We start from the raw sequence: 11,934 nt of genomic DNA, 5'->3' as shown, positions 1-11,934 counted from the left end.
TCCTCGTTCCTCTTGTGCCTCCCCCCACGGTTTCGCGTCGTCAGCGCAGCAATCGTTCCAGTTGGTCGAGGGCGCCGGCGAGGTCCCGGGGCCGCAGGGTGCCCGGGGGGCGGCGGGGGCCGGCCCAGCCGGGGCCGGCGGCCAGCACGACGGGCCCGGTGCGCGCGCCGCGGGGGCCCCAGGTGGTGCGGGCGACGCGGTGGGCCAGTGCCCGGTCGGCGGTGCGGGCGACCTGGGACCAGAGCAGGACGGCGGGCGGGCCGGTGCGGTGCACGGCCTCCATGAGTGCCTCGGGGGGCAGGGCGGCGCCGAACATGAGGAACGGCAGGCCGCGTTCGGCCAGTCCCGCGGCGAGCGCCTCCAGGGGCAGGGCGTGCAGTTCGGTGGGCATGCCGGCGAGCAGTGCGGCCGGGCCCGGCGGCTGGTCCTCCCGTTCGGCCGCCCGGCGCAGGGCCGCGGAGACGTGCCAGGACAGCAGGTGTTCCACGTCGACGCAGCGTTCGCCCTCGACGGCCCACTTGCGTCCGGCGGCCCGCAGGGCGGGGGTCATGACCTCGGTCCAGGCGGTGACCGTGCCGAGGTCGTCGATGCTGCGGCGCAGGATGCGGGCCATCTCGGGGGCGTCGAGGCGGACGGCGGCGCGGGCCAGGCCCCGGCACTCGGGGCGGACGGCACCCACCGGCAGGGTGTTTCCGCCGGGGGCGGGCACGGTCGGGGACGGGCGGGGCGGCAGGCCCCGGGCCCGGGCGGGGGCGGTGCGGGCGGCCGGGGTGACCGGTGCGGCCGGTGCGGTGCGGGCGGCCAGGGCGAGGCGGGCGGCTTCGGCGGGGGCGGTGCCGCGGGCGGTGAGGCGGCACATCTCCTCCAGCACGGCCACGTCCTGCGGCTCCCACCGGCGGTGGCGTCCGGGGGCGCGGCGGGCGGGGCCGATGCCGTAGCGGCTCTCCCAGGAACGGATGGTGGTGGGCGAGACGCCGAGGCGGCGGGCGAGGGCCCCGGTGGTCAGTGCGGCGGCGGCCTCGGCGGCGGGGGCGGTCACGGCCGTGAGCCTACGGCGGGGCGCGGCGCGGCGCCGGGTGGACGCGCGTACCGGCGGGACGGGGCCTCGGGCGCGCCGGGGGTCCCGGGGGCTTCGGGCGTCCCGGGGGCTTCGCCGAGGTGGCCGCGCAGGTGCCGCAGGGCGTCGCGGATGCGGGTCTTGACGGTGCCCAGCGGTACCCCGATCCGGGCGGCGGCCTGGGCCTGGGTGCAGCCGCCGAAGTAGACCAGGAGCAGGCACTCGCGCTGGACGTCGCTCAGCTCGGCCAGCGCGCGCCGCACGCGGTCGCGCTCCAGGCTGCCCTCGACGTGGTCGGCGACCACGTCGAAGTCCGGGGTGTAGGCGCGCACGGCGGCGGCGCGGTCGCGGGCGACGGCGGCCCGGACGGAGCGGACGCGGTCGACGGCGCGCCGGTGGGCCAGGGTGAGCAGCCAGGGCAGGACCTCGCCGCGCTCGGGGCGGTAGCGCGGCGCCTCCCGCCACACCTGCCAGAACACCTCCTGGGCCACCTCCTCGGCCTGGGCGGGGTCGCGCAGCACCCGCAGCACCAGGGCGAGGACGGCTGCGGCGGTGGCGCCGTGGAGGTGCTCGAACGCCCGCTCGTCGCCGCGGGCGGTGCGGGCCATCAGCCCGCGCAGCCCGGCCCGCCGGTCGTCCGGTGGCCCGGCGCCGGGTGCCTCGGGGGTCGACACCCGGGCGCCGGGTGTTTCGGGGGCGGGCGTCTCGGGGGCGGGCTCGCCGGGCGGCCGCTCGATCGTCGCCTGCACCTTCCGACCGTCCCGCAGCAGCGGTCCGGGCCGGTATTCGCATCGCTTTCGCAGCGTTTCTGCGCGGCGGCGGTGGTGGCCCTGGGAGCGCCGGGGCACGCCCGCGCCCCGGGCCGGGCGGGTGTCAGGGGGCGGCCGCTCCGAGCAGGGCGCGGGCGGCGGCGAGGCCGGAGCGGCAGCCGTCCTCGTGGGAGCCCCAGCCGTGGTGGGCCCCGGCGAAGGCGGTGCGGCCGGTGGTGAGCCGGGGCAGCAGGTGCTGGGCGGCGACGCTCTCGGCGGTGTGGACGGGGTGCTCGTGGACGGTGCGGGAGATCACCAGGTGCTCGGGGACGGGGTCGTGGGGCGGCTCGTTGCGGGTGAGCAGGTAGTCCTCGCCCGCGTCCAGGTGCAGCAGCCGGTTGAGGTGGTGGCTGATCCGCGCGGCGCCGGCCGGGGCGGTGCAGTGCGGCATGCGGTAGTTCCAGGAGCCGCGGGCCCACCGGGCGTGGGGCAGCACGGAGGCGTCGTGGTGCAGGACGGTGGGGGTGCGGGTGTGCTGGAAGGCCGCGAGGACCTCGCGTTCGGTGCGGGTGGGGTCGGCGAGCAGGCGCAGGGCCTGGTCGGCGTGGGTGGCGACGACGACGGCGTCGGCCTCGGCGCGGCGGCCGTCGCCGGTGGTGAGGGTGACGCCGTCGAGGTGGCGGTGGACGGCCCGTACGGGGGTGTGGCGGTGGACGGCGGTGAGGCGTTCGGCGATCCGCCGCACGTAGGCGGCGGAGCCGCCGGTGACGGTGCGCCGGGGCGGCGGGCCGTCGTCCGAGAGCAGGCCGTGGTGGTCCAGGAAGGCGAACAGGTGGCGGGCGGGGTGGTCGCCGGACGGCTCGGGGGCGCCGGGCGGGGCCGCGGCGGTGAGGGGGATCAGGTAGTGGTGGAGGAAGTAGCCGGAGAAGCACTCGTCCAGGAGGAAGTCGCGCAGGGTCGGGTCCCCGGCGCCGGGGTCGGCGAGCAGGCGGCGGGCGCGGCGCCGGAAGCGCGGGATGTCGGCGAGCAGGCGCAGGTAGCGGTGGCGCAGCGGGGGGTCGGGGAGGGCGAGGAGGGCGGCCGGGCCGTCGGCGCCGGCGTATTCGAGGCCGCAGCCCTCGCAGTGCACGGAGATGCTCGGGTCGGCGTCCCGGGTGGGGACGCCGAGGTCGCGCAGCAGTCGGGCCAGGTGCGGGGAGGTGGGCGCGTCGTGGACCAGGAAGCCGGTGTCCAGGGCGAGTTCGCGGCCGTCGGGGGCGGTGACGCGCTGGGTGCGGGCGTGGCCGCCGAGGCGGGTGTCGGCTTCGAAGAGTTCGACGTCGGCGCCGGCGCGCCGTAGTTCCCAGGCCGCGGTGAGGCCGGCCACGCCCGCGCCGATGACGGCGATGCGGCGGCCTCCGGGGGTGCGCGGGGCGCGCGGGGCGCGCCGGGCGGCGGGTGGTGCGGTCGTGGGTGTGGTCAACGGGGTTCCCTCCCGGCCCGGTGCGGCGTGCGGTGCGGTTCGTGCGGTGCGGTGCGGTGCGGGTCGTACGTGCGTGCGGCGTGTGCGGCGCGTACGGCCGGCCGGGCGGCGCCCGTGGGGGCCGCATCCGGTGTTCGGAGCGGGCGGGACCGCGGATTGGCGGCGGATCGGGCGGGCGCGGTGGGAGGGGTGACGGCGCGTCGGCCGTGCGGACGCGCCGCGGCCGCCCGTCGGAGGGGTTCCGGCGGGCGGCCGCGGTCGGGGCGGGTCGGGATCGGTCGGGTGGTCCGGGTGACGGGGGCGGTTCGGGTGGTCCGGGTGGTGGGGTCAGTAGCGCAGGGCGGCGGCGATCCGGCCGCTGTCGGCGAGGGTGTCGTCGGGGACGAAGCTGACCGTGGCGCCGGTGTCGAGGGCGCGCTCGATGACCTCGTCGACGATGTCCTCGCGGGCGCCGGTCTGGTCGGCCTCGGCGGGGACGAGGTGGTCGCCGTCGTCGCGGACGGTGGTGCGGTAGTTCTCCTCCACGACCAGCCGTTCGACCCGGCCCTGGCCGGCGGCCTGCCAGACCTCGTCCAGGCCGGCGGCGAACCCCTTGCCGCCGCGGGCCTTGTCGAGCTGGGCGAGGGCGTCGGCGACCTCCTGCTCGGCCCGGGCGCGCACGGCGGGGTCGACGACCCGGCGCACGGTCTCGGCGTCGGCCTGGGCGAGGCCGCCGTGCGGGATCTGGGCGGTGGCCTGCTGGGCGATCGGGCCGACGGCGTCCAGCAGGGCGAGCGCGGCGGCCTCGCCGACCACGTACAGCGGGCGCGGGTCCGCGGCGAGCACCTTGCCGATCCCGGTGTCGGCCTGCCGCAGGAAGGTCTTGGTCTCCTCGTCGCGGAAGGTGCTGGGCGTGTCGCCGATCTGCTCCTGCCGCTCCGGGTCGGGGTTGTCGAAGACGCGCACCAGCGGGAAGCCGTCGCCGGTCTCCTCGGTGACCCGCTCCCGGGTGCCGCCCCACAGCGCCACCCGGTCGGCGGCGATCGCGACCACCCAGTGGGGGCGCTCGGCGGTGTGCGCGGCGACCAGGTTGCGGGTGAGGAAGGTGTCGGACAGGACCACCCGCGCGGGGGCACTGCGCCCGAGTGACCAGACCTGGTGCTCGCCGGGTGCGGCGAGGATCGCCAGGCCGTCCTCGGCGTGCACCAGGTCGACCTCGGCCATGGCCCGGTCGAGCTGCTCCAGCACGTCGATCCGCTCGGCGCGGGAGACCTCGGGGTCGGCCTGGACCTTCTCCTTCGCCTCGGCCAGCAGGTTGCGCAGCCGGACCGGGTCCTGCGTGTTGTCCGGTTCCCGGCGGTGGGTGGGCATCAGGATCGACACCGCCGGGTAGGGACGGGGCCGGCGCAGCTCGGCGAGGACGGCGGGGCTGAGGGCGGGGTGCATGGAGACCCTTTCCGAAGGCGGTTCGGCCTTCTGTGCGTGCTTCCGCGCGTGACCGCGCGAAGCCTGGCGCTGCTCCTGAATGTCCATCAATGTACCGATCTGCGACTTTCCCGGCGCGCGCACCGGCGGGTGCACCGGCGTGCGCACCGGCGGGCGGAGGCCGGCCCGGGGGCGCCGGGCGGAGCGGCCGGACGGAGCCGCCGACCGGAACCCAGCTACTTGCACAAGCGCTATATCTGCTCTAGCCGATATTTTTCGCCATGGCTTATCCTGGTACCGCTACCCCCTCGGGAAGGAGGCCGGGCCCCATGACCGCCACGGACCCCGCGCTCACCGCCCTCGCCAGCGGCTGGGGCGCCCTGTCCCTCCTGCACGGCAGGATCGAGTCGCACATCGAGCGCGCCCTGCAGTCCGGGCACGACCTGAGCGTGCGGGAGTACTCGCTGCTCGACGTGCTCAGCCGTCAGCACGACGGCGAGGGCGGGCACCTGCAGATGAAGCAGGTCGCCGACGCCGTGGTGCTCAGCCAGAGCGCCACGACCCGCCTGGTCACCCGGCTGGAGGACCGCGGCCTGCTGGCGCGCTACCTGTGCCCGACCGACCGCCGCGGGATCTACACCAACGTGAGCGAGGACGGCCTGAAGCTCCTGGAGGAGGCCCGGCCGACCAATGACGCCGCCCTGCGGGAGGCGCTCGACGAGGCCGCCAGGAACCCCGAACTGGCCTCGCTGGTCAGGGCGGTCGAGGCCGTGGACGCCGCCTCGCCCCGCCGCTGACCCCGGGCGGCCCGCCGGCCGCCCCCGCTCCCCCACCGGGCCCGACCCCTCCCCGCCGCACGGCGGCACGGAGGCGTCGGGCCGTTCGCGTTCCCCCGCCCGGCACCCCGCCCGCGCCCTACTGACGCCTCCGCCGACTCCATGGCGCATGCCCGTTACCTTCGCTTGCACTTATCGCGCGTCTGCAACTATTGTGAAAGCACGCTAGGCGCCCGTTCAAGCAATCTCAGAAGGGACGGCCATGCCTCTCGCTCTCCTCGCCCTCGCCATCGGCGCGTTCGGGATCGGGACCACCGAGTTCGTGATCATGGGCCTGCTGCCCCTGATCGCCGACGACTACGGTGTCTCCATCCCCGGCGCGGGCCTGCTGGTCACCGGCTACGCCCTCGGCGTCGTCGTCGGCGCACCGCTGATGACGGTGCTCGGCACCAGGATCAACCGCAAGACGATGCTGATGCTGCTGATGGGCCTGTTCGTCGTCGGCAACCTGCTCTCCGCGGTCGCGCCGACCTTCCCGCTGATGCTGGCGGGGCGCATCGTCACCTCGCTGGCCCACGGCGCCTTCTTCGGCATCGGCTCCGTCGTCGCCGCCGACCTGGTCGCCCCCCAGAAGAAGGCCGGCGCCATCGCCACCATGTTCACCGGGCTGACCGTCGCCAACATCGTCGGCGTGCCGGCGGGCACCTTCGTCGGCCAGGCCGTCGGCTGGCGCGCCACCTTCGGCATCGTCGCCGTGCTCGGCGTGCTCGGCCTGCTCGGCATCGCCAGGCTGGTGCCCGCCATGCCCCGCCCCGAGGGCGCCCACCTGCGCCGCGAGCTGACCGCCTTCCGCAACCCCCAGGTGCTGCTCGCGATGGCGATGACCGTGCTCGGCTTCGGCGGCGTCTTCGCCGCGATCACCTACATCGCGCCGATGATGACCGGAGTCGCCGGCTACTCCGAGGGCGCGGTCACCTGGCTGCTGGTGCTGCTCGGCGTCGGCATGTTCCTCGGCAACCTGCTCGGCGGCAGGTTCGCCGACCGCAGGCTGATGCCGATGCTATACACCACCCTCGGCGGCCTGGCGGTCGTGCTGGCGCTGTTCACCCTCACCGCGCACAGCAAGGTCCTCGCCGCCGTCACCGTCCTGCTCGTCGGCGCCCTCGGCTTCGCCACCGTCCCCCCGCTGCAGAAGCGGGTCCTGGACCAGGCCCACGGCGCGCCCACCCTGGCCTCGGCCGTCAACATCGGGGCGTTCAACCTCGGCAACGCGCTGGCCGCCTGGCTCGGCGGGATCGTCATCTCCGCCGGACTCGGCTACACCGCCCCGAACTGGGTCGGCGCCGCCCTCGCCGCCGCCGCGCTCGTCCTCGCCTTCTGGTCCGCCGCCCTGGAGCGCCGCGCCCCCGCGCCGCAGGCCCCCGCCACCGCCGCGGCCCCCGTTCCCGTCCACCACTGACCACCCCTCCCCTCTCCCCCCTTCCGCTTCCCCCCGGAGAACGCACCGTCATGAGCACCACCACCGCCGTCGCCCCGCTGACCATCACCGACGCCGAGACCCTCGTCGCCGCCGCCCGCGCCGCCGCCGACGCGGCCGGGGTAGCGGTCGGCATCACCGCCCTGGACGCGGGCGGGCACCTGCTCGCCTTCCGCCGCGACGACCGCGCCGTGCTGATCGCCGGCGAGACCAGCACCCGCAAGGCCTACACCGCCCTCCAGCTGGACGCCCCGACCGCCGACCTGGTCGACCTGGTCAAGCCCGACGGCCCGTTCCACTCGCTGTCCACCGCGCTGGACCGCCCCCTGCTGTTCATCGCCGGCGGCATCCCCGTGCGCCGCGACGGCCGCCTGATCGGCGCCATCGGCGTCGGCGGCGGCGCCCCCGAGCAGGACCACGCCTTCGCCGCCGCCGCCCTGGCCCGGCTCGGCTGACGCCCCGGCTCCGGCGCCTCGCCCGTACCGGGCAATTTCCGCCGCGCCCCCGGCCGGTCGCACGCGGGCGGCCCGCGGATGTGGCAGGCAGGAGGACGACGGCGGCCCCCGCCCCCGGTGGGCGGGGGCCGCCGCGCCCCTGCGACCGAACGGAGCCCCCATGCGCCGACGCCACGGCGTCCTGCTGACCGCCGCCCTCCTGGCCCAACTCGCCGCCGGCCCCTCCCACGCGGCGGCCCCCGCCCCCGCCGGGTGGGAGCCCGCCGACCAGTGCGGGGTGGTCCACAGCGGCGACACCCCGCTCGGCGGCGCCGAGGTGACGCTCTACCAGGCCGGGGACGGCGAGGGCGCCGCACCGCGGGTGCTGGCCCGCACCCGCAGCGCCCAGGACGGACGCTTCACCCTCGACTACCGCCGCCCGCACGACCCGCGCGCCGTGCTCTACGTGCTCGCCGACCTCGGCCGCCCCCGGGACCGCACCGCGCCGAACGGGACGCCGCCGGACGGGCCCGTGACCCTCGCCGCCGTGCTCAGCGGGGCCGACGCCCCGCCCGAACTCGTCGTCAACGAGCGCACCACCGTCGCCGTGGCCTACGCCCTGGCCCGCTTCACCGGCCCGGACGGCGTCTCCGGCCCCCACCCCGGCCTGCAGAACGCCGCCGCCGTCGCCCACAACCTGGCCGACACCGCCACCGGCGACATCGCCGCCCCGCTCGCCACCCCGCCCAACGGCGCCCTCACCTCCACCATGGCCGAGTTCAACACCCTGGCCGACCTGCTCGCCGCCTGCGTCACCGGCGGCGCCTGCGACCAGCTGTTCGACCTCGCCCGCCGCCCCGGCCACGACCGGCCGCACGACACCCTGCGCGCCGCCGTCGACATCGCCCACGACCCCGGCCACAACGCCGCCGACCTCTTCGCCCTCGCCGCCACCACCCCCACCTACCGGCCCGCCCTGCCCGCCGCCCCCGACGCCTGGACCGTCGCCCTGCGCTACGACGGCAACGGCCACGAACTCGACGGCCCCGGCAACCTCGCCTTCGACGCCGACGGCAACGCCTGGGTCACCAACAACTACGAGTACGACGCCGACCCCACCGTCCCGGTCTGCGGCGGCCGCACCGTGCTCAAGTTCACCCCCACCGGCCACGACGCCCCCGGCGCGCCCTACCGCGGCGGCGGCCTGTACGGCGCGGGCTTCGGCATCACCGTCGACGCCCGGGGCAGCGCCTGGATCGGCAACTTCGGCTTCCAGGGCCACGGCTGCACCGTCGACCCGACCGAACTCGAACGCAGCGTCTCGCAGTTCGCCCCCGACGGCATCCCGCTCTCCCCCCGCCGGGGCTGGCGCGCCGGCGGCATCGCCCAGCCCCAGGGCATGGCCGCCGACCGCGCCGGCACCGTCTGGGTCGCCAACTGCGGCGGCGACAGCGTGACCCGGATCCCCGACGGCGACGCCACCCGCGCCCGGGAGGTGCCCACCCCCGCCCTCAGCAAGCCCTTCGGCGCCGCCGTCGACCCCTCCGGACGGCTGTGGGTCAGCGGCAACGGCAACGACAGCGTCCAGGTCCTGGCCCCCGACGGCACCGTGGAGCGGACCGTCACCGGCGGCGGCCTGCGCCGCCCGCTCGCCGTCGCCACCGACAGCAAGGGCTACACCTGGGTCAGCAACAGCGGCATCCTGCCGGTGCCCTGCGCGGACACCACCGCCGACGACCTCGCCACCGCCGCCACCGGCGGCGACACCGGCCCGCGCCCCGGCGCCTCCGTCACCCTGATCGGGCCCGACGGCACCCCGGCCCCCGAACCCTTCACCGACGGCGGCCTGTTCCTGCCCTGGGGCGTCGCCGTCGACGGGGACGACACCGTCTGGGTCGCCAACTTCGGCGGCCACCGCGTCGCCCGGCTGTGCGGCACCAACCTCGCCGCCTGCCCGCCCGGCCACCGCACCGGCCAGCCGATCTCCCCGCCCGACACCGGCTACCCGAGCGACGGCCTGGAGCGCAACACCGGCCTGCAGATCGACCCCTCCGGCAACGTCTGGCTGGCCAACAACTGGCGCACCGTGCCCGTCCGGACCAACCCCGGCGGCCACGAACTCGTCGTCCTGATCGGCGCCGCCGCCCCCGTGCGCACACCCCTGCTCGGCGGACCCGCCCGGCCCTGACCGCACCGCCCTGACCACCCCCGCCCCGGCCGTCCGCCCCACCGACGGCCGGGGCCGTCGGGGCGACTACCCGCCGGTACCGGTGACCCGGACGGCCCACCGGGAACACTGCGCCGATCCGGCGCACCAGCGCGCAGCCGACCCGGGAGCCGTCCATGCCGCCGTCCGCCCGCCAAGCCCCCCAGGCCGCCGCGAGCCCGACCAAGCGCGCGGCACTGCGCCGCCTGGGCGAGTGGTGCGCACGCCACTCACTGATCGTCATCGTGCTGTGGATCGTCGCCCTGGCCGGCGTCCAGGCCGCCAACAAGACCATCGGCGGCTCCTACTCCGACGACTTCTCCCTGCCCGGCACCCAGGCCCAGCAGGGCCGCGACGTCCTCCAGGCGCACGAGCCGGCCGCCGCGGGCACCAGCTCCCAGGTGGTGCTGCACGACGCCGCGCCGCTGACCGGCTTCCAGCCGCAGATCTCCCAGGCCGTCTCCTCGCTCCAGCAGCTGCCGCACGTCATCTCGGCGCAGAGCCCGCTGCCGCCCCCGGGCCAGCCCGCGCCGCCGAACGGGCCGCTGTCCGCCGACGGGCAGACCGGCTACATCACCGTCCGCTTCGACACCACGCCCGCCCTGCTGGGCACCGACTACCTGGACGGGGTGGACGCGGCGGTGGCGCCGCTGCGCCAGGCCGGGGTGCAGGTGGAGTACGGCGGGCCGCTGGGCGAGCTGGCCCGGCCGGCGCCGGACGACCGCGCCAGTGAGGCGATCGGCTTCGCGGTGGCGATCGTGGTGCTGCTGGTGGGGTTCGGCAGCCTCATCGCGGCCGGGCTGCCGCTGGTCACGGCGCTGTTCGCGGCGGTGGTCGGCCTGGGGGTGCTGGGCCTGATCGCGGCGCTGTCCACCTTCGCGACGGTCGCGCCCACCCTGGCGACGATGATCGGCATCGGGGTGGGCATCGACTACGCACTGTTCCTGCTGACCCGTCACCGGCAGAACCTGATGGACGGCGTGGACCCGGTGGCCTCCGCCGGGCAGGCGGTGGCCACCAGCGGACGCGCGGTGCTGGTCTCCGGCTGCACGGTGATCATCGCGCTGTCCGGGCTGTCGGTGTCGGGCATCTCCTTCATCGCCAAGCTCGGCGCCGCGGCGGCCGTCACCGTGGTGTCGGCGGTGCTCGGCGCGCTCACCCTGCTGCCGGCGCTGATGGGGCTGATCGGGCCCCGGATGGACCGCTTCTGCGTGCGCCGCCCGATCGCCGAGGCCGGCGGCGCCGAGGGCGCGGAGGGCGGGACCTGGCACCGCTACGCCCGGCGGGTGGAGGCGCACCCCTGGCGCTTCCTGACGGCCGGGGTGGTGGTGCTGGCGGTGCTGTCGATCCCGCTGTTCTCCATCCAGCTCGGCCACATCGACGACGGCGCCGACTCCACCGACTTCACCGACCGGCGCGCCTACGACCTGATGTCCGCCGCCTTCGGCCCCGGCTCGAACGGCCCGCTGACCGTGGTCGTCGACCAGAGCGCCGTGCCCGCCCAGGCCCGGCCGGCCGTGCTGTCCGCGGTGCAGCAGGCCCTCACCGGCGTGCCCGGCGCCGCCAGCAGCACCCCGCTGCAGACCAGCCCGGACGGCGCGGTGCTGTTCGACACCGTCATCCCGGCGACCGCGCCGCAGGACCGGGCCACCACCGACCTGGTCAACCGGCTGTCGGACACCGTGCTGCCCGACGCGGTGGCCGGCACCGGCGCGAAGACCTACGTCACCGGCAACACCGCGGCCCAGGTCGACTTCCTGGACATCGTCGCGAGCCGGCTGGCGCTGATCATCGTGGTCGTGGTCGCCCTGGCCTTCCTGGTCATCCTGGCGGTCTTCCGCGGCCCGCTGGTCGCCCTCAAGGCCGCGGTGCTCAACCTGCTGTCGATCGCGGCCTCGTACGGCGTGGTGGTGGCGGTCTTCCAGTGGGGCTGGGGCGGGCCGGCGCTCGGGGTGGCGGGGAAGGTCCCGATCGAGAGCTACGTGCCGATGATGATGTTCGCGATCGTCTTCGGGCTGAGCATGGACTACGAGATCTTCCTGCTCTCCCGGGTGCACGAGGCCTGGCTGCGCACCGGGCGCGCCCAGGACTCCGTCGCCCACGCCCTGGAGATCACCGCCCGGGTGATCACCTGCGCCGCGCTGATCATGGTCAGCGTCTTCGCCGCGTTCATCGTCAGCGACAACATCGTGATCAAGATGATGGGGCTGGGCCTGTCGGTGAGCGTGCTGGTGGACGCGACGATCGTGCGGCTGCTGCTCGTCCCGGCGGTGATGACCCTGCTGGGCGCGGCGGCCTGGTGGACGCCGCGCTGGCTGGACCGGATCCTGCCGCACATCGACACCGAGGGCGAGGGCGAGCAGGCCTGA

9 protein-coding genes are annotated in these 11,934 nt (G+C 76.4%); 5 read left to right on the top strand and 4 right to left on the bottom strand.

Annotated features, from left to right (window positions below):
• Positions 1-40: 40 nt before the first annotated feature.
• The 4 genes from ACIGG8_RS31775 to ACIGG8_RS31760 all read right to left on the bottom strand — a co-directional run bounded on the left by ACIGG8_RS31775 (position 41) and on the right by ACIGG8_RS31760 (position 4,693).
• Positions 41-1,039 (bottom strand): MerR family transcriptional regulator, encoded by a 999-nt coding sequence (locus tag ACIGG8_RS31775; RefSeq protein WP_396552149.1) that lies wholly within the window; start codon positions 1,037-1,039, stop codon positions 41-43.
• Entirely contained in the window at positions 1,036-1,806 is a 771-nt protein-coding gene (gene sigK / locus ACIGG8_RS31770) for an ECF RNA polymerase sigma factor SigK (RefSeq protein ID WP_396552148.1), read from the bottom strand. The genes ACIGG8_RS31775 and sigK overlap by 4 nt, the downstream gene beginning before the upstream one ends.
• A gap of 124 nt (positions 1,807-1,930) precedes the next feature.
• On the bottom strand, positions 1,931-3,268 hold the full coding sequence (locus tag ACIGG8_RS31765; RefSeq protein ID WP_396552147.1) for an NAD(P)/FAD-dependent oxidoreductase: 1,338 nt from the start codon (positions 3,266-3,268) through the stop codon (positions 1,931-1,933).
• Positions 3,269-3,595: 327 nt separating this feature from the next.
• Positions 3,596-4,693, bottom strand: coding sequence for a chemotaxis protein (locus ACIGG8_RS31760; RefSeq protein WP_396552146.1), 1,098 nt, complete (start codon positions 4,691-4,693; stop codon positions 3,596-3,598).
• 308 nt (positions 4,694-5,001) lie between these two features.
• On the opposite strand from ACIGG8_RS31760, the gene ACIGG8_RS31755 reads away from it, so the two are divergent.
• The 5 genes from ACIGG8_RS31755 (at position 5,002) to ACIGG8_RS31735 (ending at position 11,934) form a co-directional block, all read left to right on the top strand.
• On the top strand, positions 5,002-5,469 hold the full coding sequence (locus ACIGG8_RS31755) for a MarR family winged helix-turn-helix transcriptional regulator (protein ID WP_396552145.1): 468 nt from the start codon (positions 5,002-5,004) through the stop codon (positions 5,467-5,469).
• Between the two features lie 241 nt (positions 5,470-5,710).
• Entirely contained in the window at positions 5,711-6,907 is a 1,197-nt protein-coding gene (locus tag ACIGG8_RS31750) for an MFS transporter (protein WP_396552144.1), read from the top strand.
• A gap of 50 nt (positions 6,908-6,957) precedes the next feature.
• A complete protein-coding gene (locus ACIGG8_RS31745; protein WP_396552143.1) occupies positions 6,958-7,380 on the top strand; it encodes a heme-binding protein in 423 nt (140 codons plus the stop codon).
• Positions 7,381-7,540: 160 nt separating this feature from the next.
• Positions 7,541-9,547, top strand: coding sequence for an NHL repeat-containing protein (locus ACIGG8_RS31740; RefSeq protein ID WP_396552142.1), 2,007 nt, complete (start codon positions 7,541-7,543; stop codon positions 9,545-9,547).
• 155 nt (positions 9,548-9,702) lie between these two features.
• Positions 9,703-11,934, top strand: a complete 2,232-nt coding sequence (locus ACIGG8_RS31735) for an MMPL family transporter (protein WP_396552141.1) — start codon at positions 9,703-9,705, stop codon at positions 11,932-11,934.

Origin of the sequence: Kitasatospora sp. NPDC085464, assembly GCF_044541955.1 — a bacterium.
Lineage (GTDB): Bacteria > Actinomycetota > Actinomycetes > Streptomycetales > Streptomycetaceae > Kitasatospora.
The sequence above is the reverse complement of the archived record's forward strand: the minus strand, read 5'-3'. Positions and strand labels throughout refer to the sequence as shown.